General features: G+C 70.2%; 22 protein-coding genes. 11 read left to right on the top strand and 11 right to left on the bottom strand.

Features of this window, described 5'->3' with window-relative positions; all coding sequences use genetic code 11:
* Positions 1-19: 19 nt before the first annotated feature.
* From ABD264_RS11170 to ABD264_RS11155, 4 genes are all read right to left on the bottom strand, one after another.
* A complete protein-coding gene (locus ABD264_RS11170) occupies positions 20-643 on the bottom strand; it encodes a GntR family transcriptional regulator (protein WP_303106587.1) in 624 nt (207 codons plus the stop codon).
* 77 nt (positions 644-720) lie between these two features.
* The gene (locus tag ABD264_RS11165; RefSeq protein WP_344206084.1) at positions 721-2466 is read right to left on the bottom strand and encodes an acetyl/propionyl/methylcrotonyl-CoA carboxylase subunit alpha; all 1746 of its coding nucleotides are present in this window, start codon (positions 2464-2466) and stop codon (positions 721-723) included.
* The gene (locus ABD264_RS11160) at positions 2463-4262 is read right to left on the bottom strand and encodes a 5-oxoprolinase subunit B/C family protein (protein ID WP_344206082.1); all 1800 of its coding nucleotides are present in this window, start codon (positions 4260-4262) and stop codon (positions 2463-2465) included. The genes ABD264_RS11165 and ABD264_RS11160 overlap by 4 nt, the downstream gene beginning before the upstream one ends.
* Positions 4259-5017, bottom strand: a complete 759-nt coding sequence (locus tag ABD264_RS11155) for a LamB/YcsF family protein (protein ID WP_344206080.1) — start codon at positions 5015-5017, stop codon at positions 4259-4261. Before ABD264_RS11155 ends, ABD264_RS11160 begins: the two co-directional genes overlap by 4 nt.
* Positions 5018-5176: 159 nt before the next feature.
* Between ABD264_RS11155 and ABD264_RS11150 the strand changes: the two genes are divergently transcribed.
* The 3 genes from ABD264_RS11150 to ABD264_RS11140 are packed head-to-tail and all read left to right on the top strand — an operon-like array spanning position 5177 to position 7653.
* Entirely contained in the window at positions 5177-6358 is a 1182-nt protein-coding gene (locus ABD264_RS11150) for an LLM class flavin-dependent oxidoreductase (RefSeq protein WP_126874595.1), read from the top strand.
* Positions 6359-6394: 36 nt separating this feature from the next.
* Positions 6395-7141 carry a CE1759 family FMN reductase gene (locus ABD264_RS11145; protein ID WP_144943239.1) on the top strand — a complete coding sequence of 249 codons (747 nt, stop codon included), beginning with the start codon at positions 6395-6397 and terminating at the stop codon, positions 7139-7141.
* A gap of 5 nt (positions 7142-7146) precedes the next feature.
* Complete coding sequence (locus tag ABD264_RS11140; protein ID WP_244944888.1) at positions 7147-7653, top strand: MarR family winged helix-turn-helix transcriptional regulator; 507 nt, start codon at positions 7147-7149, stop codon at positions 7651-7653.
* A gap of 118 nt (positions 7654-7771) precedes the next feature.
* Here ABD264_RS11140 and ABD264_RS11135 read toward each other — a convergent pair whose 3' ends face one another.
* Entirely contained in the window at positions 7772-8269 is a 498-nt protein-coding gene (locus tag ABD264_RS11135) for a GNAT family N-acetyltransferase (RefSeq protein ID WP_303106596.1), read from the bottom strand.
* A 104-nt stretch (positions 8270-8373) separates the two neighbouring features.
* Between ABD264_RS11135 and ABD264_RS11130 the strand changes: the two genes are divergently transcribed.
* Both ABD264_RS11130 and ABD264_RS11125 read left to right on the top strand, forming a co-directional pair.
* Positions 8374-8709 carry a YdeI/OmpD-associated family protein gene (locus ABD264_RS11130; protein ID WP_344206076.1) on the top strand — a complete coding sequence of 112 codons (336 nt, stop codon included), beginning with the start codon at positions 8374-8376 and terminating at the stop codon, positions 8707-8709.
* Between the two features lie 221 nt (positions 8710-8930).
* Positions 8931-10496, top strand: coding sequence for an amino acid permease (locus ABD264_RS11125; protein WP_260983418.1), 1566 nt, complete (start codon positions 8931-8933; stop codon positions 10494-10496).
* 72 nt (positions 10497-10568) lie between these two features.
* Here ABD264_RS11125 and ABD264_RS11120 read toward each other — a convergent pair whose 3' ends face one another.
* Positions 10569-10895: a hypothetical protein gene (locus ABD264_RS11120; protein WP_344206072.1), complete on the bottom strand. Its 327-nt coding sequence runs from the start codon at positions 10893-10895 to the stop codon at positions 10569-10571.
* A gap of 220 nt (positions 10896-11115) precedes the next feature.
* Here ABD264_RS11120 and ABD264_RS11115 point away from each other — a divergent pair, with 220 nt between their 5' ends.
* Together ABD264_RS11115 and ABD264_RS11110 are read left to right on the top strand one after the other, a co-directional pair.
* Positions 11116-11550 (top strand): acyl-CoA thioesterase, encoded by a 435-nt coding sequence (locus ABD264_RS11115; RefSeq protein WP_144943243.1) that lies wholly within the window; start codon positions 11116-11118, stop codon positions 11548-11550.
* A complete protein-coding gene (locus tag ABD264_RS11110; RefSeq protein ID WP_145011781.1) occupies positions 11547-12461 on the top strand; it encodes an SMP-30/gluconolactonase/LRE family protein in 915 nt (304 codons plus the stop codon). Before ABD264_RS11115 ends, ABD264_RS11110 begins: the two co-directional genes overlap by 4 nt.
* A gap of 219 nt (positions 12462-12680) precedes the next feature.
* Here the strand turns inward: ABD264_RS11110 and ABD264_RS11105 are convergent, their stop codons facing one another.
* From ABD264_RS11105 to ABD264_RS11090, 4 genes are all read right to left on the bottom strand, one after another.
* Positions 12681-14375, bottom strand: a complete 1695-nt coding sequence (locus ABD264_RS11105) for a dipeptide ABC transporter ATP-binding protein (RefSeq protein ID WP_144943245.1) — start codon at positions 14373-14375, stop codon at positions 12681-12683.
* A complete protein-coding gene (locus ABD264_RS11100; RefSeq protein ID WP_145011783.1) occupies positions 14375-15475 on the bottom strand; it encodes an ABC transporter permease in 1101 nt (366 codons plus the stop codon). The genes ABD264_RS11105 and ABD264_RS11100 overlap by 1 nt, the downstream gene beginning before the upstream one ends.
* On the bottom strand, positions 15468-16394 hold the full coding sequence (locus ABD264_RS11095) for an ABC transporter permease (RefSeq protein WP_145011786.1): 927 nt from the start codon (positions 16392-16394) through the stop codon (positions 15468-15470). Before ABD264_RS11095 ends, ABD264_RS11100 begins: the two co-directional genes overlap by 8 nt.
* Before the next feature lie 89 nt (positions 16395-16483).
* Positions 16484-18118 carry a peptide ABC transporter substrate-binding protein gene (locus ABD264_RS11090; protein WP_344206067.1) on the bottom strand — a complete coding sequence of 545 codons (1635 nt, stop codon included), beginning with the start codon at positions 18116-18118 and terminating at the stop codon, positions 16484-16486.
* 275 nt (positions 18119-18393) lie between these two features.
* Here ABD264_RS11090 and ABD264_RS11085 point away from each other — a divergent pair, with 275 nt between their 5' ends.
* Positions 18394-19167: a TetR/AcrR family transcriptional regulator gene (locus ABD264_RS11085; protein ID WP_295108169.1), complete on the top strand. Its 774-nt coding sequence runs from the start codon at positions 18394-18396 to the stop codon at positions 19165-19167.
* Here the strand turns inward: ABD264_RS11085 and ABD264_RS11080 are convergent.
* A complete protein-coding gene (locus ABD264_RS11080) occupies positions 19164-19736 on the bottom strand; it encodes a GNAT family N-acetyltransferase (protein ID WP_303106604.1) in 573 nt (190 codons plus the stop codon). The two genes, ABD264_RS11085 and ABD264_RS11080, sit on opposite strands and share 4 nt — an antisense overlap.
* Positions 19737-19877: 141 nt before the next feature.
* Between ABD264_RS11080 and ABD264_RS11075 the strand changes: the two genes are divergently transcribed.
* The 3 genes from ABD264_RS11075 to ABD264_RS11065 are packed head-to-tail and all read left to right on the top strand — an operon-like array spanning position 19878 to position 25287.
* Positions 19878-21977, top strand: coding sequence for a 3-hydroxyacyl-CoA dehydrogenase NAD-binding domain-containing protein (locus ABD264_RS11075; RefSeq protein ID WP_344206063.1), 2100 nt, complete (start codon positions 19878-19880; stop codon positions 21975-21977).
* A 52-nt stretch (positions 21978-22029) separates the two neighbouring features.
* On the top strand, positions 22030-23271 hold the full coding sequence (locus ABD264_RS11070; RefSeq protein ID WP_290498908.1) for an acyl-CoA dehydrogenase family protein: 1242 nt from the start codon (positions 22030-22032) through the stop codon (positions 23269-23271).
* A 60-nt stretch (positions 23272-23331) separates the two neighbouring features.
* Positions 23332-25287: an AMP-binding protein gene (locus ABD264_RS11065; protein WP_344206061.1), complete on the top strand. Its 1956-nt coding sequence runs from the start codon at positions 23332-23334 to the stop codon at positions 25285-25287.
* Positions 25288-25713: the final 426 nt, after the last annotated feature.

The following is a 25713-nucleotide window of genomic DNA, read 5'->3' as shown; positions in this document are numbered from 1 at the left end:
CAGCTCTGACGACGGGCTCTCAACCCACGCGGGCGAGGATCTCGTCCCGCGCCGCAGACAGGGAGTCCCGCAGCAGCTCGACCGCACGGGCACGGTCCCCGGCCTCCAGTGCCGCGAGGACCTCCGAGTTGCGGTGCGCGTAGCCCGCGTGAAAGCCGGGCTCGTCCGTCATCGCGTGGAACACGAGTCGCATCCGCGCCAGCGCCCTGTCCATCTCCGCGAGCAGCGCGCGGGAGCCGGCCGCCGCCACGATCTCCCGGTGGAAACGCTGATTCGCGTCCGCCATGGTGGGGGCGTCCCCCGCCTCCTCGGCGGTCAGCGCAGCTGCCACGATCTCGCGCAGCCTTGCCACGGCGGGCCCGTCCAGCTCGCCCCACAGCACTGCGCCGGTTTCGAGGACGAGCCGTGCGGCGTAGAGATCGAGGACGTCGTCGGCGGTGGGATCGGTCACGAAGCCCCCCCTGTTCGGCAGGCGCGCCACGAGGTTCTCCGCGGCCAGCATCGCGAACGCCTCCCGCAGCGTGTTGCGCGAGATCCCCAGCTCTCCACTCAGCGCCTGTTCCGAGAGCTTCGCGCCCGGGGCCAGGGCGCCGTCCGCGATCATGGTGCGCAGCCGGTCCGCGGCGTGCGCGCTCGCCTGCACTGCGCCAGAGTGTGCTGGGGCACTCCCACCCTTCCCGCCCGTGCCGCCCACGCCCTCGTGGGCCCCCGCGGCGCCGTTCACGAGATCTCTGCGAGCGTCTGCCCCGCGGTCACGGAGGCGCCCTCGGCCACGTCGGCGCGTGAGAGCGTGCCGCCGCGGTGGGCGCGCACCGGGGTCTCCATCTTCATCGCCTCCACCACCAGCACGGGCTGCCCGGTGTCCACCTGCGCGCCGTCGGAAACCAGCCACGTGACCACGGTGCCATTCATGGGGGCGGTGAGCGCGGCATCGTCCTCGCCTGTGCCGGGGGACGCCGCCGCCCCCGCCTGCCCCACGACCGCCGGGCTCGCGCCGCAGCGCAGCAGGGCGTCCGCGAGTTCCTCCGGAAGCCCCACCCGCACGGCGCGCCCGTCGATCTCGAGGGTGAATGTGCTGCGCTGCCCGGCCGCCGGCGCCAGGTAGGGGGAGGCCGCGAGATCCCGGGCGAACTCGTCCTCGATCCACGTGGTGTGGACGCCCAGCCGCTCCTGAGAGGTGAAGGCGTCCTCCTCCAGCACGGCCTGGTGGAACGGGATCACGGTGGGCAGCCCGCGGACCACGAGCTCGCGCAGCGCCGCGCGGGAGCGGAGGAGGGCCTGCTGACGGTCCTCGCCCCACACGATCAGCTTGGCCAGCAGAGAGTCGTACTGGGCGGGCACCACGGAGCCGGAGCGCACCCCGGTGTCCACGCGCACGCCCGCACCCGTGGGGGCCTCGAATGCCTCCACGGTGCCCGGGGTGGGCAGGAATCCGAGGGCCGGGTCCTCCGCGTTGAGCCGGAACTCGAACGCGTGGCCGTGCGCCGCCGGGTCCTCGGGGATGCTCAGGGGGAGGCCCCGCGCCACGCGGAACTGTTCGCGCACGAGGTCCACCCCGGAGGTCTGCTCGCTCACGGGGTGCTCCACCTGCAGGCGGGTGTTGACCTCCAGGAAGGAGATCAGCCCGTCCGGAGCCACCAGGTACTCGACCGTTCCGGCGCCGGTGTACCCCGCCTCGCGGCAGATCGCGCGGGCGGACTCGTGCAGTGTGGCGCGCTGCTCGTCCGTGAGGAAGGGCGCCGGGGCCTCCTCCACGAGCTTCTGGTGCCTGCGCTGCAGGGAGCAGTCCCGGGTGCCCACCACGGTCACGGTGCCGTGGGTGTCCGCGACCACCTGGGCCTCCACGTGCCGCGGGCGATCCAGGAACCGCTCCACGAAGCACTCGCCCCGGCCGAACGCGGCGGTGGCCTCCCGCACGGCGGCGTCGAACGCGCCCTCCACCTCGTCCAGCTCGCGGGCGATCCGCATGCCGCGGCCACCGCCCCCGAACGCGGCCTTGATGGCGATGGGCAGGCCGTGCTCCTCGGCGAAGGCCCGCGCCTCGGCGGCGTCCGGGACGGGTCCGTCCGTGCCCGGGACGAGGGGGGCCCCCGCGCGCACGGCGATCTCCCGAGCGGTGACCTTGTTGCCGAGGGCCTCGATGACGTCCGCGTCCGGGCCGATCCACGTGAGGCCTGCCGCCACCACGGCGCGCGCGAACTCCGCGTTCTCGGACAGGAACCCGTAGCCCGGGTGCACGGCGTCCGCCCCGGAGCGCTCCGCGACCGCGAGCACGGTGGGGATGTCCAGGTAGGTCTCTGCGGAGGAGGACCCCGGCAGGGCATATGCCTCGTCGGCCATGCGCACGTGGAAGGACTCCGCGTCCGGCTCCGAGTAGACGGCCACGGACGTCAGCCCTTCGTCCGCGCACGCCCGCGCGATCCGCACGGCGATCTCCCCGCGGTTGGCGATCAGAACCTTTTTCATACGGATTCTCCTGTCGAGGTGGTCTGGTCCGGGGTGGCCTGGGACCGTGGGGTGCGGCCCGCACCCGCTACGTCGAAGCGGACGTCCGTCCCGGGGGCGAGCTGCGCGGCGAGCGCGAGGTCCCGGGGGACGACGACGCCGATCACCGGGTAGCCCCCGGTCACTGGGTGGTCTGCGAGGAACAAGACGGGAACCCCTGAGTGGGGCACCTGCAAGGAACCCGTGACCACGCCCTCGCTCGCCAGCTCCTCGGTGCGGGCCCGTTCGAGGACCGGGCCGTCCCGCGGCTCTTCGAAGCGCACGCCCACGCGGTTGGAGTTGGTGGCCACGCGCCACGTCCGGGCGGTGAGGGTGGTAAGGGACTCCGGGGTGAACCAGTCGTCTCGTGGCCCGGGGGCAACGCGCAGGGTGACCGTCTCGCCCCGGGCCGGGACGTCCACCTCGGGTGGCTCGGGCTCGCCGACGGCGCGTCCCTCCGGGGCGGGGCGCACGGGCAGCACGTCCCCGGTGGCCACGGGGTCCGGGCCGGTTCCGGAGAGCACGTCTGTGGAGCGGCTGCCCAGCACCTCCGGGAGGTCCAGGCCGCCGCGCACGGCCACGCAGCAGCGCAGCCCGCGGGATGCGGAGTCCAGGCGGAGTCGTTCACCGTCGTACAGCGCGAAGGGTGCACAGAACGGGACGCTCCGGACGTGGCCGGTCGGCTCGGTCTCCGCGACCGACGCGGTTTCCTGCGCCGCCTCCTCCACCGTTGCGGGGCCACCGTCCGCAGCGGTGCCCGGCCCCGCCGTGCCGGCGGCGGTCGTCGACGGGCCGGGTCGTGCCGGGGAAGCCTCCTCCGACCGGGTGATCGTTCCCGTCACGGGTGCCCCGGCGAGCGCGAGCACATGGTGGCCGCGTGCCGTGACGGAGAGTCCGCCGAGCGTGACCTCCAGGACCGCGGCGGAGGCCTCGTTGCCCACGAGCCGGTTCGCCTGCGCCGCACTGGCGCGATCCGCCGCACCGGAGGAGGGAACGCCCAGGTCCCCGAGCCCGGGGCGGCCGAGGTCCTGGACGAGCGTCTGCATCCCGGGCTCCTCGACCACCAGGGCGTGCACCGCGGGTGAGGGTCGGGCCGGGGCGACGGCGTCGTCATCGGCCACCGTGACCAGTTCGCGCACGGCCCGGTAGCGCACCGTGTCACCGGGGCGGATCAGCGCGGGTGGCTCGCGCTTCTCGTCCCACAGCACCGCGTTCGTGCGGCCGATCAGCTGCCAGCCTCCCGGGGAGCTGCGCGGGTAGACGGCGGAGAAGGTTCCGGCGAGCGCCACCGATCCCGCGGGCACCGCGGTGCGCGGGCTGTCCCGGCGGGGAACGTCCAGCGGGTCGCCGTCTGCCACGAGGTACGCGAAGCCCGGAGCGAAGCCCCCGAACGCGGCGGTCCACAGCGCGCCGGTGTGCGCCTCGACCACGCCGCGCTCGCCGAGTCCGGTGAGCCGGGCGACCTCTGCCAGGTCCTCGCCGTCGTAGACCACCGGGATCTCCACGGTCCTGCCCTGCTCCCCGGCGGACTCGGCGGGGGTCACGGAACCGACGGCGCTAGCACCCGCCCGCGCGGTGCGGGCCGAGGCAAAGGAGACCAGCACGGTGGTGGCCGCTGCGAGCACGTCCACCTGGCCGGGAAACGGGTGGGCCGCGAGGTGGGCGTGCCAGCGCACCACCTCAGGCAGGCTCCCGCAGTCCAGCAGGAACGCCTCGGTTCCTGCCCACCGTACGGCGGGCACGGGGCGGTCCTGCGACGGCGACGACCCGGTGCTCATGCGAAGGACCGGATGGTGATGCCGGCGTCCTCGAGCCCGCGGCGGACCTCGGCCGCCATCGCGGCGGCGCCGGGGGTGTCCCCGTGCACGCAGATGCTCTCGGCGTGGATCCGCACGGTGGAGCCGTCCACGGCGGTGAGGGTGCCGTCCTGGGCCAGGCGGACCATGTGCTCGGTGACCTCGGCGGCGTCGTGCAGCACTGCACCCTCCTCGCGCCGGGAGACCAGTCGCCCGTCCGGGGTGTAGCCGCGGTCCGCGAAGGCCTCCGTGACCGCGCGCAGTCCCGCGCGCTCCGCTTTCGCCAGGGCAACGGAGCCGGGCAGCAGGAGCAGGGGGAGGTCTCCGCCGAAGGCCCGGACGGCGTCGACCACGGCCTGGGCGTGGACCTCGTGGTGGGCGATCGTGTTGTAGAGGGCCCCGTGGGGCTTCACGTAGCTCACGCGGGCCCCCGCGGCGCGGGCCACGGCCTCCAGCGCGCCCATCTGGTAGAGGACGTCGTCGGCGAGCTCCGTGGGGGAGCAGTCCAGGAAGCGACGGCCGAAGCCCGCGAGGTCCCGGTAGGCCACGTGCGCGCCCACGGTGACTCCGGCGGCGACGGCGTCCCGGCACGTCTGCGCCATCACGGACGGGTCCCCGGCGTGGAAGCCGCACGCTACGTTGGCGCTGGAGACCGAGCGGAAGACCGCGGCGTCGTCCCCCATCCTCCAGCTGCCGAACGACTCGCCCACGTCGCTGTTCAGATCCATGACCGTCATGCGTGACCTCCGTCTCACTGCGTGTCCCACCAGCATGCCTGACCGAGGACAAATTGTTCAACAATCCATCGGGGAATATTTCCCCGCGCCCCGTCCTTACACAGGTACTTCAAATTTGAAGTAGACGGACGAGGGCCTCGTCACGAGGAGGAGAAGGCAATGCAACTCGGTATTTTCACCATCGGTGACGTGACCACCGACCCCACCACGGGCAAGACCCCCACGGAGCACGAGCGCATCAAGGCCACGGTGGCCATGGCCAGGAAGGCCGAGGAGCTGGGCATGGACGTGTTCGCCACGGGCCAGCACCACAACCCGCCCTTCGCCGCTCCCGCCAACCCGCCGGTGCTCATGGGAGCGGTCGCCGCCCAGACGGAGAAGATCCAGCTGAGCACTGCCACCACGCTGATCACCACCACGGACCCCGTGCGGATCGCGGAGGACTACGCCTACGCGCAGCATCTCGCGGACGGCCGCGTGGACCTGACCCTGGGCCGTGGCAACACCGGGCCCGTGTACCCGTGGTTCGGCAAGGACATCCGCCAGGGCATCCCGCTGGCCGTGGAGAACTACCAGCTGCTGCACAAGCTGTGGCGCGAGGAGAACGTGAACTTCTCCGGGCGCTTCCGCACGCCGCTGCAGGGGTTCACCTCCACGCCCCGGCCGATGGACGACGTCCCGCCGTTCGTGTGGCACGGCTCCATCCGCTCCCCGGAGATCCCGGAGCAGGCCGCGTTCTACGGTGACGGCTTCTTCCACAACAACATCTTCTGGAACAAGGAGCACACCGAGCGGATGGTGGCGTTCTACCGTCAGCGCTACGAGTACTACGGCCACGGCTCCGCGGACCAGGCGATCGTGGGCCTGGGCGGTCAGACGTTCATGGCCAAGAACTCGCAGGACGCCGTGCGGCAGTTCCGCCCGTACTTCGACAACGCGCCGGTGTACGGTCACGGTCCGTCGCTCGAGAGCTTCATGGAGCAGACTCCGTTGACCGTGGGCTCGCCCCAGCAGGTCATCGAGCGCACGCTGTCCTTCCGGGACTACGCCGGTGACTACCAGCGCCAGCTGTTCCTGGTGGACCACGCCGGTCTGCCGCTGAAGATGGTCCTGGAGCAGATGGACATGCTCGGGGAAGAGGTCTTCCCGGTGCTGCGCAAGGAGTTCGACTCCCTGCGTCCCGCGCACGTGCCGGAGGCCCCCACCCACGAGTCCCTGGTTGCGCGGCACGCGGCGGGCAAGGACCCGATCCCCGGTGGCGGCCCGGACTCGCAGGCCGCGAAGGACCGCGCCGCCAAGGCCGAGGCCGCGGCGAACGCGCAGCAGGACAGCAGCAAGTAGAAGAACGAGACACGCAGGACACGAGGAGAGCGCACCATGACTGATCGTCGGAGCATCGCGGTGGTGACCGCGGGACTGTCGGAGGACGCGTCCACCACGCGCCTGGCGCGGGCGATCGCGCAGGCCGCGAGCGACGTCGTCAGCCGTGACGGCGCCCCCGAGCCCGAGGTGCGCCTGGTCAACCTGCGGGACGTCGCCCACGGGATCACGGACGCCATGCTCACGGGCATGGCTCCGGCCCCCGTGCAGGACGCGCTGGACGCCGTGCTCACCGCGGACGCCCTGGTGGCGGCCACGCCCACCTACAAGGCGAGCTACTCGGGGCTGTTCAAGGCGTTCTTCGACCTCTTCGACGAGGGCGCCCTGGAGAACCTGCCCACGGTCGTGGCCGCGACCGGAGGGTCCCCGCGGCACTCGCTGGTCCTGGACACCGCCCTGCGCCCGCTGTTCAGCTACCTCAAGGCGCTCACGCTGCCCATCGGCGTGTACGCCGCCACGGAGGACTGGGCTGACGCCTCCCTGCAGTCCCGCATCGAGCGGTCCGGTGCCGCGCTCGCCGGGATGCTCGGGGTCGGGACTCCCGGCCACGACGTCGCCGGGCCGGGCCACGCGGCAGGGGCCGGTTCGGGGGCCACGGAGGACGGCGCCTCCGCCGCGGACGGTGCCTCCACCGAGCCCGTGGGGGCCCGGCGGAACGCGCCGCCGCGCCCGGATCGCTCCGTGCGGGACGAGTTCGCCGCGGTGCCGAACTTCGAGGACCTGCTGGCGGCGGTGCGAGGATGAGCTCCATGCCCACAGAAGCACGCCATCCCGAGGACCGTTTTGAGCCGGCCGCCGCGGGGACGACCACCGGCGCGGAGAGGCCCGATCGCTGGGAAACGTGGCGGCTCTACTTCGAGACCACGGCGCGGCTGACCGCCAGGATCGAGGAGCGGCTCAAGGCGCAGGGCTGCTCGACCATGGAGTACCAGCTGCTCCTGCTGCTCTACGAGGCCCCCGGGCGCCGCATGCGCCTGGGCGAGCTGGCGCGGCGCCTGGTCTTCTCGCCGTCGCGGCTGAACTACCAGGTCAGGGTGCTGTGCGAGCGGGGCTGGGTGCAGCGGCGTCGTGCCGAGGGCGACGGCCGCGGCTGGGAGGCGGTGCTCACCGCGGAGGGAGTGCAGGCGTTCCGGCGGCTGCGCCCCGCCCACGCGCGGGACGTGGAGGAGCTGTTCTTCGCGTCGCTGACGGACGACGACGTCGCCCGGCTCGGTGATCTCATGGGCCGGGTCGCGCGGGGGCTGGGGGAGGCCTGACCGCTCGGGGGAGCCCGAGCAGCCCAGGGGAGCCCATGCCGCTGGTGGAATGCACGCCAGCAGCCGTCGGGGTGGTGGCGCGCAGAAGCGGGAGGGTGCCCGCCGCGGGCTCGTTCCCTCAGCCGATCCAGTAGCGGCGGACCGGGCGGCCGTCCCTGTCCGGGACCACGTTCTCCAGCACCCCGCCACAGGCCTCGATCGTCGCGGCGGAGGCGGCGTTGTCGTCCGCGCACACGACCAGCACGCGGTCGACCCCCGCTGCGTTGAGCCGCGCCACGGACTGCCGCAGGATCTCCGTGGCGTAGCCGCGGCGCCGGAACGCAGGGCCCACGGCGTAGCCCACGTGGCCGCCCACGCGGAGGAGGTAGTCGGTGAGGGCGTACCGGATGGAGCTTCTGCCCACCACCTCACCGGCCACCTCCGCGAGCAGGTAGTCCGCCCGGACGAACCCCGGTGCCAGGTTCTCTCCCCGGGACGCGTGCTCCACGGCGTCCAGCACGTCGGACCACGTGCCCTCGTCCAGCACGAAGGAGAAGTCGTCGGCCAGCAGCTGCTCGTGCAGCGCGCGGACCGCCGTCTCGTCCTCGGCCGTGGGGCGTCGCAGCGTGAGCGTCATGGCCCCATGGTGGCACGTTCGCACGTGGTGCCTCACCCCGTCACGTGGCACACTTCCGGTGTCGAGATCCCCCCGACAGTCCCCACCACGGCAGGGAGAGCACCGTGAGCGGCACCCCACAGACGACGACGCCCGCGCCCGGCAGCGCGCCCAGCGCCGCGGCGTCGTCCCCCGAGCAGGCCCCCGCCCTCCCCGGCGGCGTGGTCCACGAGCTGCCCGCCGACCTCGCGAGCGCGCTGCTGGCCGAGCCGGAGACCGCGCAGCTGTGGCGCGGACTCACCCCGCTGGGGCGCAACGAGTTCGTGTGCTGGGTGGAGGACGCCAAGAAGCCCGAGACCCGCGCCCGGCGCATCCGCCGCACGGGTGAGGAGATGCACGAGGGCAAGCGCCGCCCGTGCTGCTGGCCCGGCTGCAAACACCGCGAGCGCACGGGCCGCTGAGCCCGACCGGACTGTCGCCGTCCTCGCGGTGCCCAGGAGTCCCTTCGCACGGGTTCCCGGGGGACCGCTCGGGGGCAGCGGGCCGCACGGCAGCCGCGTCCGGGCGAAGAGCGGGTGTGCCGCAGGCGATGAACAGCTGACTGAGCGCTTAGGCTTCCTCTGTGCACACTGCCGGTCAACGGCGGGTGCGCGATGCCCGTCTCGACCGAAGGTGTACTCGCATGGACTCGAGCTCCTCCGACACGACGCCCACGAGCCGCGCCGAGTCGAACAACCAGTACGTCGCCGAGCAGGAGGGGTACAGCAAGGGACTCACCGCGCGCCAGATCAACATGATCGCGATCGGCAGCTCCATCGGCACGGGTCTGTTCCTGGGGGCCGGTGGTGGTCTGGCGGACGCCGGGCCCGCCCTGTTCCTGCTGTACGCGGTGGCTGGGTTCTTCGGCTACCTGATCCTGCGCCAGCTCGGGGAGCTGGTGATGCACCGGCCGTCCTCAGGCTCCTTCGTCTCCTACACGCGCGAGTTCTACGGCGAGAAGAGCGCGTACTTCGTGGGCTGGATGTACTGGCTCTCGTGGGCGTCCACCACGGTGGTGGACGCCACCGCCATGGCCATCTACGTCAAGTGGTTCGGGCAGTACAGCCAGTTCGTCGCGGACCTGCCCCAGTGGCTGCTGGCCGCGGTGGTGCTGGTGGTCGTGATGATCACCAACCTCATCTCCGTGAAGGTCTTCGGGGAGATGGAGTTCTGGTTCGCCGTGGTCAAGGTCTCCGCGCTCGTGGTCTTCCTGGTCGTGGGCATCCTCTTCGTGGTCTTCGGGACCCCCACGGGTGCGCCCACCGGGTTCTCCCTGATCAGTGAGAACGGCGGCATCCTGCCCCATGGCCTGCTCCCCGCGCTCGTGGTCTCCCAGGGCGTGGTTTTCGCCTACTCCGGCATCGAGCTCGTAGGCATCACCGCGGGGGAGACGGAGAACCCCCGCAAGACCATCCCCAAGGCCATCAACACGGTGATCCTGCGTATCGCGCTGTTCTACGTGGGCTCCATCCTGCTGCTCACGCTGCTGCTGCCGTACACGGCGTACTCCGCGGACGAGTCCCCGTTCGTCACGTTCTTCAGCTCCATCGGGATCGACGGCATCGGGCCCATCATGCAGCTCGTGGTGATCACCGCGGCGCTGTCCTCGCTCAACGCGGGCCTGTACTCCACGGGCCGGATCGTGCACTCCATGGCCATGGCCGGTTCCGCCCCCAGATTCACCGGGAAGATGACGCGCTCGGGCGTTCCCGCGGGCGGTATCGTGCTCACCGTGGGCGTGGGCGCCCTGGGCGTGGTGCTCAACTACTACGTTCCCGAGGAGGCGTTCAGCATTGTCCTGAACATCTCCGCGATCGGCATCCTGGTGGGCTGGGCGGCCATCACCCTGCCGCACCAGAAGTTCGTGCGGCTGTCCAAACAGGGCCTCTGCCAGCGCCCCGCGTACCGTGCGCCGTTCGCGCCGTACACCAACTGGCTCACCATGGCGTTCCTGGTGGGCGTGATGATCCTCGTGGCGCTGGACTACCCGCTCGGCACCCTCACCGTGGCCTCGATGGCCGTGGTGGTCCCCGTGCTGATCGTCGGCTGGTTCCTGGTGCGGGACCGCGTTCACGCGATCGCCGCCGAGCGCGAGGGCTTCACGGGTGCTTTCCCCGTGGTCGTGAGCTCGTCCGTGGCCGAGCGCGGGCGACGTCGCGACGAGCGCCCCGGCAGCAGCGGGCGCGTGGACGACCTGGAGCTGCCGTAGTCCGTGCGCTGCCTGGGCGGCCCCACCGAGCCGGCCTGCGCGCTCAGCGGGCGCGCAGCGTCGTCGTAGTGATCACGAGGACGGGGACGAAGTCGAGCGCCGCGGCGCCCAGCCCCGCGAACCCCCACCAGGGAGAGCACCGGGCCAGCGAGGGCTCCGCCCGCCGCCCCCGCACAGGTTCATGGCCAGGTCGGAGGTGCCCTGCAGTGCGGGGCGCTCCTGGGTCTGCACGGTTTCGGTGACCATGGTGGTCCTGGAGACCCTGGACGCGGACCAGCCCAGCCCCAGCAGGACCAGCGCGGTCAGCACGAGGCCGTGGTGCTCCGCGCCGAACCCGGTGAGCAGCAGTGCTGCGGCGAGCAGCCCCTGGCCGAGCAGGCCCATGCCGGTGAGCAGCATCGGAAAGATGCTCGTGGTGGCTCCGAGCAGGATCCCGGCGGCGCTGAGGATCGCGACGAACGCGCCGGCGCTCAGCGGCGTCCTGGCCCGGGAGGCCGCCGGACGCGGCCCGGGAGGCCGCCGGACGCGGCCCGGGAGGTGACGGTCTTGCGTCCATGATGGCGCACGACGTCGTGCGGGTCGTTCCCCGCGCCTGCCCGCTCCCGCATAGGGTTGAGCCATGGAGCAGCCAGGGGACATCACATTCCGGACCCGCAAATGGGTGAAGCCCGAGGACCTCAACGCGAACGGCACCCTCTTCGGGGGGTCGCTGCTGCGGTGGATCGACGAGGAGGCCGCGATCTACGCGATCGTGCAGCTGGGCAACCGGCGGGCGGTCACCAAGTACATGTCGGAGATCGAGTTCGTGGCCTCCGCGGTGCAGGGCGACATCATCGAGATGGGCCTGACCGCCACCGCGTTCGGACGCACATCCCTGACCATGCGGGCGCAGGTCCGCAACGTCATCACGGGTGAGCTGATCCTGAGCATCGACAAGATCGTGTTCGTGAACCTGGGGGAGGACGGCCAGCCCACCCCGCACGGTTACACGGAGATCACGTACGACCGGGACCGGATTCCCACCCCCAGCAGCCTGAGGAGGCCACAGCAGTGAAGAAGCTGACCGCGCAGAGGATCACACCGTCCTGGACCTACCACGGAGAGGGCCCGTGCTGGAGCGCCGAGTGGGGCGGACTGGCCTGGGTGGACATGCTCGCCGGGGACGTCATGACGTTCGGCCCGCTGGACGAGCCGCGCCGGCAGGACGTCGGGGCGGTGGCCGCGTGCGTGCGCCCGCGCGAGACCGGAGGCCAGATCATCGCCGTGGAGCGCGGCGTCGTCCTCACGGACCGCGAGGGCACGTTCCAGCGCGAGGTGACCCTGTGGGACACCCCGGACGTGCGGATGAACGAGGGCGGTGTGGCCCCGGACGGCTCGTTCTACGTGGGGTCCATGGCCTACGACCAGGCCGAGGGTGAGGCAACCCTCTACCGGGTGGCCCCGGACCTGGACTGGGAGCCGGTGCTCGAGAACGTCACCATCTCCAACGGCATCGCGTGGTCCCCGGACGGCGCACTCGCCTACTACAACGACACACCCTCGCACGAGGTCGTGGTCTTCGACTGGTTCCCGGAGGCGGGGCTGCAGAACCGGCGCAGCTTCGTGCGCCCCGTGGTGGACGACGACGCCGCTGCGGCCGCCACGGATCCTGGCGAACAGTACGAGCCGGGCAGCGTCACAGCCAACCCGGACGGCCTGACCGTGGACTCGGAGGGCGCGGTGTGGACCGCGCTCAACGGCTCCGGCCAGGTGCACCGGTACCTGCCGGACGGCACCCTGGACACGGTGGTCTCGGTGGGTGCCAAGCAGGTCACGGCCTGCACCCTGGGCGGGGAGGACCTGCGCACGCTCTACATCACGACGTCGCGCGAGAACCTCCCCGCGGACGTCCAGCCCACGGCGGGGTCCCTCTACTCGGTGCGCGTGGCGGTGCCCGGGCAGGTCACGAGGGCGTTCGCGGGCTGACCTCTCGAGGCCCGGGCTGGCCTCTGGGTGGGGGCCGGCGGTGGGATGGACGAAGCGCGCATGCGGTGTGCCCGGCGTCGAGATCCCGTGGGGGCCTCGGCCGCGAGGCAGACACCGAAGCCAGACGAGCGCAGCGCCCGGTGCCACGTGGATCGTGGCGCCGGGCGCTGCGTGCTCCCCGCTGTGCCACGGAGGGCGACGGCGGGGAGCAGAACCTGCTCAGACGGCGTTCATCAGTCCCGCCCCGGGGATCGCGGCCAGCAGCTTCTGCGTGTACTCGGTCTGCGGGTTCTCGAACACGGCGTCCGTGGAACCGGTCTCGAGCAGCTTGCCCCGCTCCATGACGCACACGTTGTCCGCTATCTGACGGACCACCGCGAGGTCGTGGGTGATGAACAGGTACGTCAGACCCAGCTCGTGCTGCAGCTCGGCCAGCAGGTTGAGGATCTGCGCCTGCACGAGCACGTCCAGCGCGGAGACCGCCTCGTCGCACACCACGAGCTCCGGGTTCAGGGCCAGGGCGCGGGCGATCGCCACGCGCTGACGCTGCCCGCCGGAGAGCTCGTTCGGGTAGCGTGCGAGCATCGACTGGGGCAGGGAGACCTGGTCCATCAGCTCGCGGACCTTCTTCTCCCGCTCTTTGCCCGAGCCGACTCCGTGGACCCTCAGCGGTTCCTCGATGGTGCGGTAGATGTTGTACATCGGGTCCAGGGAGCCGTACGGGTCCTGGAAGATGGGCTGCACCCGCCGGCGGAACGCGAACAGCTTGCGCCCACGCAGCTGGGCCACGTCCTGGCCGTCGAAGTTGATCGTGCCGGAGGTGATGGGTTCCAGCCCGAGCATCATCTTGGCCACGGTGGACTTGCCGGAGCCGGACTCCCCGACCACCGCGGTGGTCGTGCCGCGCGGGATGGAGAAGGACACGTGGTCCACCGCGGTGAAGTCCTCGGAACGGCCCCACGAGCCGCGCAGCTTGTACACCTTGGTGAGGTCCTCGACCCGCACGAAGTCCTGCTTCAGTGTGGCCTGCATCGAGGTCCTGGGGCGCTCGGCCAGGAGGTCTTCCGCCTCCTGGCCGCGGCTGCGGGCCACCTGGATGCGCCGGGAGGCCAGCGAGGGCGCCGACTCCACGAGCTTTTGGGTGTAGGGGTGGCGCGGGTTGCGCAGCAGCTGCAGCGCCGGTCCCGCCTCCACGACCTCGCCCTTGTACATCACCACGACCTTCTGGGCCCGCTCGGCCGCCAGACCGAGGTCGTGCGTGATGAGCAGCACGGCGGTGCCCAGCTCGTCGGTCATCTTCCGGAGGTGGTCCAGGATGGTGCGCTGCACGGTCACGTCCAGAGCTGACGTGGGCTCGTCCGCGATCAGCAGCCGCGGCTGGCACGAGAGCCCGATGGAGATCAGCGCGCGCTGGCGCATGCCGCCGGAGAACTCGTGCGGGTACTGCTTGGCGCGCTTCTCCGCGTCTGGCAGGCCGGCTTGGCTGAGCACCCGGGCCACGTCCGCGTCAGAGGACGGCAGACCGTTGGCCTTGAGGGTCTCCCGAACCTGGAAGCCCACCTTCCACACCGGGTTCAGGTTGGACATCGGGTCCTGGGGCACCATGCCGATCTGGCTGCCGCGCAGCCCCACCTTGCGCTTCTCGCTGGCGTGGGTGATGTCCTCGCCGTCGAAGATGATCTGCCCCGAGTTCACACGGCCGTTGGCGGGCAGCAGCCCGATCGCGGCCAGCGCCGAGGTGGACTTGCCCGAACCGGACTCGCCCACGATCGCCACGGTCTCACCGGGCATCACGGTGAAGTTCGAGTTCTTGACGGCCTGGACCTCGCCCGTGGCGGTGGTGAAGGCGATCCCGAGATCGCGCACCTCCAGCAGGGGGCGGTTCTTATCCTGGGTCTCCTGCGACATGCTCATCACTTCTTCCGGGCCTTCGGATCCAGGGCATCACGCAGCGCGTCACCGAGCATGATGAAGCTCAGGACGGTCAACGACAGTGCCAGGCCGGGCCAAAATACGGGCATCGGGTTGGAGCGGAAGGCGTCCTTCGCGTCCGAGATGTCGTTGCCCCAGCTCATCATGCCGGGCGGCAGTCCGATGCCGAGGTAGGACAGAGTGGACTCGGCGACGATGAACGTGCCCAGGGAGATCGTGGCGATCACGATCACCGGGGCCATCGCGTTGGGGATGATGTGGCGCATCAGGATCCCCAGGGAGGAGACCCCCAGGGAGCGGGCGCTGACCACGTAGTCCGCGTTGCGCACCTCGACCACGGCACCTCGCATGATGCGCGCGATCTGTGGCCAGCCGAAGAGCACGAGCACCACCACCAGGGTCCAGACCCCTCGGTGGGCCTTGAAGAACGGCAGCTGCATGACCACTAGGGCGCCCAGGATCAGGGGCAGCGCGAAGAAGACGTCGCCCAGGCGGGCGAGCACGCCGTCGATCCAGCCGCCGAAGTAGCCGGCGAGCGCACCGATGATCCCGCCGATGACCACCACGCCGATGGTGGTGAACAGGCCCACCATCAGCGAGGCCCGGGTCCCGGCGATCACGCGCGAGTACACATCGCAACCCTGGGCGGTGAAGCCCATGGGGTGACCCGCGGAGGCCTTGCCGTTGGAGTTCTCCAGCAGGCACTGGGTGGCGGCCGCGGACGGGTTCTCCGTCCAGAACAGCTGCGGGAACAGCGCCACCACGATCACCAGGACGATCAGCAGCGCGGCAATGACGAACGTGGGCTTCTTGCGCAGCTGCCGCCAGGCGTCGCGCCACAGGCTCACAGGGGCACCCTCGGCAGAGCGGGAGTCCGTGGCGGTGACGGGAGTGCTCCCCACGTCTGCGACGAAGTGCTCCATCATGATGCCGGTGCTCAGCCCGCCCAGGTCCTTCTGATGGGATCCGGCCGGGGTGTCGGCGGTGTCCGCGATCTCTCGCATGGCCGCTTCGTGGGCGCGGGCCTCGGGATCCAGGTCCCGGTCCGCGGCGTCGTTGTTTTCCATGTTGGCCTCACGCATAACGGATCCTCGGGTCGAGCCAGGCGTACAGGAGATCGACGACCAGGTTGGCCACACAGAAGATGATGACCATCACGGACACCACGGAGACCACCATGGGTGCGTCGCCGAGGGTCAGTGCTTTGTACAGCTGGTTGCCGATGCCCGGGACGTTGAAGATGCCCTCGGTGACGATCGCTCCGCCCATCAGGGCGCCCAGGTCCATGCCCAGGAAGGTCGCCACGGGGATCATGGAGTTGCGCAGGATGTGCACCCGCACCACGCGTCCACGGGTCAGGCCCTTGGCGGTGGCGGTGCGGACGTAGTCCGCGCTGGCGTTCTCCGACACGGCGGTGCGGGTCAGGCGCAGCACCTGGGCGAAGGAGACGAGTCCCAGCACGATGCCGGGCAGGATCAGGTCGCTCCAGTCCGCGGCGCCGGAGACGGTGGGCTTCGCGAGGCCCCACTTGACGCCCACGAAGTACTGCATCACGAAGCCGAGCACGAAGATCGGCACGGCGATGACCACCAGGGACAGCACCAGGACGGTCGAGTCGAACCAGCCGCCCTTCTTCAGCCCGGCGTACAGGCCGAAGGTGATGCCGAAGATCGCCTCGAAGATCAGCGCGATGATTGCGAGGCGGATGGTGGCGGGGAAGGCGTCCGCGAGGACGCTGCTGACCTCGCGCCCAGAGAAGTTCACTCCGAGGTCGCCGGTGAGCAGGTTGCCGATGTAGTGGAAGTACTGCATGAAGAAGGGGTCGTCCAGGTGGTACTGCTTGGTGAGCGCGGCGGCGACACCGGGCGTGCAGCCCTTGTCCCCGCACAGCGCGTCCAGCGGATCACCGGGGGTCATGAAGACCAGGAAGTAGACCAGCAGCGTGGCGCCCAAGAACACGGGGATCAGCTGCAGGAGTCTTTTGACCAGGTACCAGGCCAAGGGGCGCTCCTATCGGGAGAAGTGGCAACGGGGAGACACCGGGTTGCGGTGTCTCCCCGCTGCGTGGTGTGCGTCAGGAGGTCAGCGGATCAGCTCTTGGTCTTCTCGACCTTGTAGTACTCGGGAACGCCGTCCCAGCCGGTGTCCACGCCGGAGACGTTCTCGGACCACGCCGTGTTGGCCTGGTTGTACCAGAGCGGGATCGAGGGCAGGTCCTCCAGGAGCATGGAGTCGGCCTCCTGGAACTTCTTCACACCGTCCTCGGTGGTCTTGGCCTCGAGGCCGGAGTTCAGGGTGTCCTCGAACTTCGGGTTGTCGTACCGCGAGTCGTTGGAGGCGGCGCCCTTGGTGAAGGTGGGGCCCATGAAGTTGTACATGGAGGGGTAGTCGGCCTGCCAGCCGGAGCGGGTGGCGCCGGTCAGCTTGCCGGCCTTGGCCTCGCTGCGCAGCTCCTTGAAGGTGGAGTAGGACTTGCCCTCGACCTCGATGCCCAGGTTGTTCTTGATCTGGTTGGCGACGGCGTCCACCCACTTCTTGTGGCCGCCGGCGTCCGCGTTGAAGGCGATGGTCAGCGTCTGGGACTTGTCGTAGGGCTGGATCTTCTCAGCCTTGTCCCACAGCTCCTTGGCCTTGTCCTTGTTGAACTTTGTGTTCTCGGAGTTCGGGAGGTTCTCGTCGTAGCCCTCGATGGTGGGGGCGGTGAAGTCGGTGGCCGGGGAGCGCGTCTCATTGAAGATCACCTTGGTGATCTCCTGGCGGTCGATGGCCATGGACAGGGCCTGGCGGCGCAGCTTGCCGGCCTCGCCCTTCCAGTTGTCCTGGTACTCCGGGACGGCGAGCGTCTGGATGCCGGCGTAGGGCTTGTCCGAGTAGCGGTCGCCGAGGTCGGACTTGTAGTTGCCGAGCGCGCCGGTGGGGACCTGCTGCAGGACGTCCAGGTTGTTGGAGATCAGATCCTGGTAGGCGGTGTCCGGGTTCTGGTACAGCTTGAAGGTGATGCCGCCGTTCTTGGCTTCCTCCGGGCCCTTGTAGTCGTCGTTCTTGACGAGGTCGATGGCGGAGTTGTGCTGCCAGGCACCTTCCTTGGCCATCTTGTAGGGGCCGTAGCCCACGGGGTTCTCGCCGAACGCCTTCATGTCCTTGAACGCGGAGGAGGGCATCGGCGCGAACGCGGTGTAGCCCAGGCGCTGCTCGAAGTCCGACTGCGGGGCGACCAGCTTGACGGTGAAGGTGGTGTCGTCCACGGCCTTCAGCCCGGACATCTTGTCCTCGGTGCTGCCCTCGGCGGAGACCGTCTCGTAGCCCTCGATGGGCTCGAAGAAGCTCGCGGCGCCCTGGGCGTTCTTGGCTGCGGCGCCGTAGTTCCAGGAGTCCACGAAACTCTGGGCGGTGATCACCTCGCCGTTGGTGAACTTCATGTCCGGCTTGATCTTGATGGTCCAGGTCTGCTTGTCCTTGGACTCGATGGACTCCGCGAGGTCGTTCTGGGTCTTGCCCTCGGAGTCGTAGGTCACCAGGCCGTTGAAGATCTGCTGGATGACCACGCCGCCACCGGTCTCGGTGGTGTTGGTGGGCACCAGTGGGTTCTGGGGCTCCACGCTGTCCGCGGTGATGACGGCGCTGCCGTCGGCCGCCTCGTCGGAACCGCCGCCACCGCAGGCGGTCAGGGAAAGGCTCGCCACAGCGGCGATGCCCAGAGTCTTGGAAATGCGGGAAAGTCGCATCTCGCCTCCTCAAAAGCGAAGTGGACCGGCGGCTCTTGAGGCCAGCGTCCGGGAATTCGAATGGATATGACGACATCCTGGGATCGGTGCTGGGCTTATGGCCCAGAACACACGTGAGTGTATCCCAGCTCATGTGTCGTGTGGCACTGCTATCGGGCGTGTTCGCCGCGTCGACCGCGGGGCCTCTCCCGGCGCGGAACTCCACCCGCGTGCGACTGCGTCTCATTGCCGCTACTCTCGGTGCAAGAGCCCGCTGCCGGTCCGAGGAGGTCCAGGTGAGACAGTCGCACGGCGAGTCCGAGGACGTGGTGACGCGTTCCGTCCGCATGCTCGCCGACCACGGGTACCTGGAGACCACGGTGGAGCAGCTGGCCCAGGCCGCCGGGATCAGCCGCGCCACCTTCTTCCGCAAGTACGGCAGCAAGGAGGACATGGTCTTCGCGGACCACGCCGCCACGCTGGAGCGCCTCGAGGTGCTGCTGCACCGGTCCGGCCTCTCCCCGCGCAGGGGACTCGTGGAGGGCGCGCAGCTCGTGTTCCGCCACCACCTCGACCACACGGAACGTGCCGTCGCCCGGCACGACCTGCTGCAGGGCGTGGAGTCGCTGCGGGACCGCGAGATCGCCATGTCCTCGCGCTACGAGCGTGTGTTCCAGGCGTTCCTGCGGGACGCGCTGGCCCCCTCCGAGGACCGCAGGGTCACGGCGGTCGCGCTCGCGGCGGCCACGGTGGCGGTGCACAATGCCTTCCTGCGCACGTGGCTGCGGGATCCGAGCCCGGCCGGCGGTGAGCAGCTCGCTGCCTCGCTCAGCCAGCGGGTGGCGTGGCTGTGCTCGGTCTTCGGCGTCGGGTCACCGGCGAGAGGTGCTCTCGGCCCGGTGGGCCCGGTGCCCGCGTCGGGCACGATCTCCCGGGAGGCCGGGGGTGACGACGTCGCCGCCGCCTCGGAGGGGCCCGCGCCGATCGTCGTCGTGGTCCCGCAGGGCACGGACCCGCAGGTCGCCGCGGAGCGCGCCGCGCGGTCCGTGTACGAGGCGTTGCGCTCCTAGTCCGCGCGCCTCTCACGGCTCGCGCGCCGTTCCGACTCCAGGACGGCGTAGAGCAGCTCGTCGCGCCACTCGCCCAGCTGCCGGTGGCTCTCGTGCAGGGTGGCCTCGTGGCGCATGCCCAGACGTTCGCAGACCCTGGCCGAGGCCGTGTTGAGACTGTCCAGGCGGGCGAAGACGCGGTGGGCACCGAGCTGCTCGAAGGCCAGGTCCACGGCAGTGCCGGCCGCCTCGCTCGCGTATCCCCGGCCGGTGTGGTCCGGGTGCAGGGCCCAGCCGATCTCCACCTGGGCGGACTGCGCGTCCACGAGCGTCAGCGCGATCTCCCCCACCAGCTCCTCGGAATCCCGGGGTGAGAGCGCGAGCCGCAGGCTGTCCCCGTCGTGGGCCCAGTCCCGCGGCCCCCGGTGGGCCTCGACGGTGCGCACCACGTGGTCGAGGTCCCGCGGCGCTCGCCAGGCGAAGACCGCGTAGTCCTCGCGGGACTGGTAGGAGTGCATGGGTTCGATGTCGGCTTCTGTGGGCCACCGCAACTGCAGGCGGCCGGAACGCAACGGCAGCTGGAGAGTCATCGCGCCCAGCCTATCCAGGGCCCTTGCGGGGACGGTACGCGGTGACACCGCATGTCTTGACGTGAGACTGCGTCTCAGGGCAGACTGAGCCGCAGTGATGTGGTCCACACCACCCCCTTGCTGAGACACAGGAGCGCAAGCGTGAGCGAACAGTCCTTCCCGTCCACCGTGACCATCACCGTGACCCGGCCGGTGCTGCCCGGCCGGGAGAAGCCCATTGCGCTGGTGTCCCTGGACTCCACCGCCCCCAACGGCCTCGTGATCTGGGGCTCCGCAGCCATGCGGGACCTGCAGCGTGAACTCTCGGCGATCGACACCTCCGAGGTGGAGGCCGTGGTCGTCACGGGCAACACCAAGTCCTTCGGCGCGGGCGCCAACCTCAAGGAGATCCGCGCGGCGCAGCTCAGCGGCACCTCGGACGAGTACGTGGGCTCGGGCCACGACGCCTTCGGTGTCCTCGCGGAGATGGACGTCCCCACGTTCTCGCTCATCACGGGCGTGGCCTTGGGCGGGGGCATGGAGCTGGCGCTGCACACGGACTACCGCCTCTCCACCGCGGGCAAGGCCCCCATGGGCCTGCCGGAGTGCCACCTGGGCTTCTTCCCGGGCTGGGGTGGCGTCTACCTGCTGCCGCACCTCGTGGGAGCGGAGGCCGCGCTGAACGTGATCGTCACGGACTCCATGAGGGGCAAGAACCTCAACCCCGCCAAGGCCGCGGAGATCGGGCTTGTGGACGCGGTGCTGGACGGCGCTCCCGGCACCGAGGAGTGGGAGACGTCCTGGCAGAACTGGGTCGTGGAGGCCCTGGAGGGCAAGCACGAGCCCCGCCGCACCGCGGAGGACGCCCAGACCTGGGACGCCGCCGTGGAGAAGGCCGCCGCGAAGGCTGAGAAGGCCTGGCACGGTGCGGCTCCCGGGCCGGTGGCCGCCATCGAGCTCGTGGGCCGTGCGCGCACCGAGTCCCGCGAGGCCAACGGCGCCGCCGCCGTCGAGGTGTTCAAGGAGATCGTGCAGTCGGAGCCCGCCCGCGCGTCCCTGTACGCGTTCGAGCTCGTGAGCGCCCGCAGCAAGCAGGCCGCCAACGTCCCGGACGCCCCGGTCCGCGAGATTCGGAAGGCCGCCGTGATCGGCGCGGGCCTGATGGCGGGCCAGCTCGCGTCCCTGCTCGCGCAGGGCGCCGGCATCCCCGTGGTGATGACGGACCTCGACGACGAGCGTCTCGAGGCCGGTGTGCAGCGCACCCGCGAGCGTTTCCTCGCCCAGGCCCAGAAGGGGCGCATGAGCGAGGAGAAGGCGCAGCAGCTCGGTGCGCTGATCACCGGCGCGAAGAGCCCTGAGGACCTCGCGGACGCGGACTTCGTGATCGAGGCCGTCTTCGAGGAGATGGACGTCAAGCGCCAGGTCTTCGCCCAGTGGGAGCCGGTGATCCGTGAGGACGCGATCCTCGCCACCAACACCTCCTCACTGTCCATCACGGAGATGGGCCGGGATCTCAAGCACCCGGAGCGCCTCGTGGGCTTCCACGTTTTCAACCCGGTGGAGGTCACCCCGCTGCTCGAGATCATCGCGGGCGAGAAGACGGACGACTCCACCCTGGCCACCGCGTTCGACCTCGCCGCCAAGATGCGCCGCATTGCCGTCCGCGTGCAGGACGCCCCGAGCTTCGTGGTGAACCGCGTGCTGACCCGCATGTTCGACTCGATTGGCCGCGCCGTGGACGCCGGCGGGGATCCCCACGCCGTGGACCACGCGCTGGACCCCATGGGTCTGCCCATGACCCCGCTGCAGCTGCTCGACTTCGTGGGCCCTGCGGTCCTGGTCCACATCACGCACACCATGAATGCGGCGTACCCGGACCGTTTCACGCTCTCGCCGTGGCTCGACGCCGTCGCGGACGCCGGCCTGCGCAACACCCTGCCGCCGCGCGGGGAGACCTCTGAGACCTATCTCGCGGAGGGTGCCCAGCAGGCATTGGAGCGCACCCGCCAGGAGAGGGGGGTGCCGGACCGTTCGGACGACGGCGCGGATGGCCACCTGCTGACCGACGTCCAGGACGCGCTCGCGGAGGAGATCGGCCACATGCTGGACGAGGGCGTCGTGGCGACAGCCCGGGACGTGGACCTCTGCATGATCCTGGGTGCCAACTACCCGTTCCACATGGGCGGCATTACGCCCTACCTCGACTACACGGGTGCCTCCGAGCGCGTCCGCGGGCAGCGCTTCGACGCCGCCCAGCAGTAGTCCCCTTCCACCACCGAGCATCGAGCACTGGTTCGAGCACCAAGGAGTGATCATGACCATCGACAACACGGCATCCGCCACGCAGACGTTCCCCGTGGGCACCATGGAGCCGGAGTACACGCTGAACGAGGCGCTGGACACGGACGAGGCCGGCACGTTCGCCGAGATCTCGGACGAGGACCGCGCCCACTGGATGCGCGCCCGCGCGTTCGTCCAGGAGGACGTCCTCCCGGTGATCGGCGAGTACTGGGACAACAGCGAGTACAACCTGGACCTGGTGGCGCGCATGGGTGAGCTGGACCTGCTGCGCGACGGCGTGGACGTTCCCGGCTACCCGCCCATGTCCAAGATGGCGGCGGGGCTGATCAGCATGGAGCTCTCCCGCGGTGACGGCTCGATCTCCACGGTGGCGGGGGTGCAGGGCGGTCTGGCCATGCGCTCGATCGCCATGTGCGGCAGCGACGAGCAGAAGCAGCGCTGGCTCCCGGACATGGCGGCGGGCAAGCTGCTGGGCTCGTTCGCACTGACCGAGCCCGCGCACGGCTCGGACTCCATCGGCCTGGAGACCTCCGCGGTCCCCGTGGAGGGCGGCTACGTCCTCAACGGCGAGAAAAAGTGGATCGGCAACGGGTCCATGGGTGGGATCACCGTGGTGTGGGCGCGCAGCAGCCAGGACGGCAAGGTTCTCGGCTTCGTGGTCCCCCAGGACTCCGATGGCTACACCGCCACCACCATCACCGGCAAGCTCTCCCTGCGCGCCATCCACCAGGCGCACATCCGCATGGAGAACGTCTTCGTGCCCACGGAGAACGTGCTGCCCAAGGCGCAGTCCTTCAAGGACACCTCCGCGGTGCTCTTCGCCACGCGCATCGGCGTGGCCTGGGCCGCCGTGGGTCACGCCCAGGCCTGCTACGAGAGCGCCGTGCAGTACGCCGCTCAGCGCAAGCAGTTCGGCCGTCAGCTGGCAGCCTCGCAGATCGTGCAGGAGCGCCTGGCCCGGATGCTGAGCGAGCTCACGCAGATCCAGACGCTCGTGATGGCCATGGCGCGCAAGGAGGAGGCGGGCTCCCTCACGGGCCCGCAGGCCTCCCTCGCCAAGTTCACGGCCACGCGCACGGCGCGTCAGATCGCCGCGAACGCTCGTGATCTGCTGGGCGGCAATGGCATTCTGTTGGAGAACCGTGTCGCACGTCACTTCGCGGACGTGGAGGCCATCCACACCTACGAGGGGACCGAGACGGTCCAGGCGCTGATCATCGGCAAGTCGATCACCGGGATCTCCGCCTACAACTGAGTCGCCTACACCTGAGCGGCCAGCACCGCGCCCTCCGGGGCCCGACCCGCAGGGAGCACCATGTTTGCCAATTCCGAGCCGCTGACCCCGCTTCGCTTCCTGGAGCGCAGCGCGGAGGTCTTCCCCCGCCGTCGCGCCGTGGTGCACGGCACGCAGGAGTGGACCTGGGAGCAGTTCGAGTGGGACGTCCGGCGTTTTGCCACGGCGCTGCTGCCCCACCTGCGGGACGGCGTGGCCGCCACGGCGAAGGGCGAGCAGGAGGCGCAGGCCTCGGGCCCGGGGGTGGCGCACGCCCACCGGGGGACCGGAGCGTCGGGCCTGGTCCCGGCCTCCACCCCGGGTCACGGCGACGACGCCGGGCGCCCGGGTGCCGAACCCTCCTCGACCTCGGCGCCCGGGCGGGGCACGGACCAGGCGGCCTCCAGCAGCGGGGTCGCAGCTCCTGACTCACCGGGCGCGGCCGCATTGTCCGATCCCTCATCGGCATCGGGAGGGACGGATACCAGCACTCGCAGTGGACGCGGCGGCGGCACAGCGGGCGAGGAATTCCAGGGCGCGGAGCTGCTGGACCGTTCCTGGCCCACGGTGGCCGTGATAGCCCCGAATGTTCCCGCCGCGCTGATGGCGCACTACGCGGTGCCCGCCGCGGGTGCCGTGCTCGTTCCGCTGAACCCCCGCCTGAGTGCCCGGGAGCTGGGCTACATCCTGGGGCACTGCGAGGCGCGGGTGGTCCTCGCGGACGTCTCCGTGCTCGACGTCGTGGCCGAGGCCCTCGGTGACCGTCCCGGCGTCACCCTCGTCCAGATCCCCGACGAGCAGGCGGATCTTCCCGCGGTCCGCGAGGGCGCGGGGGGCGCGGTGCCCACGTTCGAGGAGTTCCTGGACGTGGAACCGCTCGAGGCGGCGGGCGTGGGGGACGCGGCGCGCGGCGTCGTCGGCTACGGCGTGGCGGACGAGAACGCGCCCATCACGCTGAACTACACCTCCGGGACCACGGGGCGTCCCAAGGGTGTGCTCTACGCGCACCGCGGGGCCTACCTCAACAGCCTGGGTGAGGTCTTCCACAACGGCTTCGGCGGAGACACCCGCTACCTGTGGACGCTGCCCATGTTCCACTGCAACGGGTGGTGCACCACGTGGGCGGTCACCGCGGCGGGCGGCACTCACGTGTGCCTGCGCGCGGTGCGGGCGGACGAGATCTGGCGCGCGTTCGACGAGCAGGGCATCACGCACCTGTGCGGGGCGCCCGCCGTGTGCTCGGTGATCGTGGACGCGCAACAGGCACACCCCCTGGAGAAACCCATCCGCATCACGACCGCCGGTGCCCCTCCCGCCCCCAGCATCATTGAACGGCTGGAGACGGCGGGGTTCGACATCGTGCACGTGTACGGCCTCACGGAGGTCTTCGGTCCCATCACCATTTGCGAGCCGCAGGAGCAGTGGGCGGATCTCGCCCCGGCCGAACGGGCACAGCAGATGTCCTGGCAGGGCGTGGCGATGATCCAGGCGGAGTCCGCGCGCGTCGTCGACCCGGAGGGCGCAGACGTGCCCGCGGACGGCGAGATGCTGGGGGAGGTCGTGCTGCGGGGCAACAACGTGATGATTGGCTACTACAAGGACCTGCCCGCCACCCGCAAGGCCTTCGACGGCGGCTGGTTCCACACCGGGGACCTGGGCGTGATGCACCCCAACGGGTACATCCAGCTGCGGGACCGTGCGAAGGACATCATCATCTCCGGTGGTGAGAACATCTCCTCCATCGAGGTGGAGCAGGCGCTCTACTCGCACCCGGACGTCATCGACGTCGCCGTGGTGGGGGTCGCCCACGAGAAGTGGGGCGAGCGACCGGTCGCCCATGTGGTGCGCGCCAGCGGTTCCGCGGTGAGTGAGGACGAGCTTCGGGAGCACGTCCGAGGACAGCTCAGTGGGTTCAAGGTCCCGGACACCATCACTTTCAGCGATGAACTGCCCCGCACGGCCACGGGCAAGGTGCGGAAGAACCTCCTCCGGGGCTGATCCAGGGCTGACCCGGGGTGGGGCTGGTCGGGGGCCCAGGAGACCGGGAGCGCCCGTTTTGCACAGGCCTGAAGCCGTGTGTAATGTATTCCGAGTCGCCGCAAGGACGGACAGCCGAGAGCTGGCCGGGCAGGTCGACAAGCTTCCTGTTCCAGAACGGAACGCAAACGGCGAGTGAACGCCGGGTTGCGAACCGGACGAGGAACGGATAAGCTGGTCGAGTTGCCGCGAGGACAGCGAAGCGCTTCCAAGCATGCGGCACACAAACTTCCAATCGATGGCCTCGACAGAGGCTTTGATGTGGTGTGTTGTTTGTCAACTCAATAGTGTGTCTAGTTTGTTGATACCAAATTTTTTGTTTTTGGTTGATGGCCTGATGTCCTCTGGGTGTTTTCCCGTTTCCTGGGGGTGTTGGGTGTCAGCTGG

The sequence above is a fragment of the Kocuria salsicia genome, assembly GCF_039532055.1.
GTDB classification, from domain to species: Bacteria; Actinomycetota; Actinomycetes; order Actinomycetales; family Micrococcaceae; genus Kocuria; species Kocuria salsicia.
This window is presented reverse-complemented; position numbering and strand designations above follow the sequence as displayed.

Bases quoted from the DNA above. Each gene is read 5' to 3' on its own strand.
- ABD264_RS11165 (WP_344206084.1), bottom strand. From the start codon at position 2,466: ATGAAAAAGGTTCTGATCGCCAACCGCGGGGAGATCGCCGTGCGGATC.
- ABD264_RS11160 (WP_344206082.1), bottom strand. From the start codon at position 4,262: ATGAGCACCGGGTCGTCGCCGTCGCAGGACCGCCCCGTGCCCGCCGTA.
- ABD264_RS11155 (WP_344206080.1), bottom strand. From the start codon at position 5,017: ATGACGGTCATGGATCTGAACAGCGACGTGGGCGAGTCGTTCGGCAGC.
- ABD264_RS11150 (WP_126874595.1), top strand. From the start codon at position 5,177: ATGCAACTCGGTATTTTCACCATCGGTGACGTGACCACCGACCCCACC.
- ABD264_RS11145 (WP_144943239.1), top strand. From the start codon at position 6,395: ATGACTGATCGTCGGAGCATCGCGGTGGTGACCGCGGGACTGTCGGAG.
- ABD264_RS11140 (WP_244944888.1), top strand. From the start codon at position 7,147: ATGCCCACAGAAGCACGCCATCCCGAGGACCGTTTTGAGCCGGCCGCC.
- ABD264_RS11135 (WP_303106596.1), bottom strand. From the start codon at position 8,269: ATGACGCTCACGCTGCGACGCCCCACGGCCGAGGACGAGACGGCGGTC.
- ABD264_RS11125 (WP_260983418.1), top strand. From the start codon at position 8,931: ATGGACTCGAGCTCCTCCGACACGACGCCCACGAGCCGCGCCGAGTCG.
- ABD264_RS11120 (WP_344206072.1), bottom strand. From the start codon at position 10,895: ATGCTGCTCACCGGCATGGGCCTGCTCGGCCAGGGGCTGCTCGCCGCA.
- ABD264_RS11115 (WP_144943243.1), top strand. From the start codon at position 11,116: ATGGAGCAGCCAGGGGACATCACATTCCGGACCCGCAAATGGGTGAAG.
- ABD264_RS11105 (WP_144943245.1), bottom strand. From the start codon at position 14,375: ATGAGCATGTCGCAGGAGACCCAGGATAAGAACCGCCCCCTGCTGGAG.
- ABD264_RS11100 (WP_145011783.1), bottom strand. From the start codon at position 15,475: ATGCGTGAGGCCAACATGGAAAACAACGACGCCGCGGACCGGGACCTG.
- ABD264_RS11090 (WP_344206067.1), bottom strand. From the start codon at position 18,118: ATGCGACTTTCCCGCATTTCCAAGACTCTGGGCATCGCCGCTGTGGCG.
- ABD264_RS11080 (WP_303106604.1), bottom strand. From the start codon at position 19,736: ATGACTCTCCAGCTGCCGTTGCGTTCCGGCCGCCTGCAGTTGCGGTGG.
- ABD264_RS11070 (WP_290498908.1), top strand. From the start codon at position 22,030: ATGACCATCGACAACACGGCATCCGCCACGCAGACGTTCCCCGTGGGC.
- ABD264_RS11065 (WP_344206061.1), top strand. From the start codon at position 23,332: ATGTTTGCCAATTCCGAGCCGCTGACCCCGCTTCGCTTCCTGGAGCGC.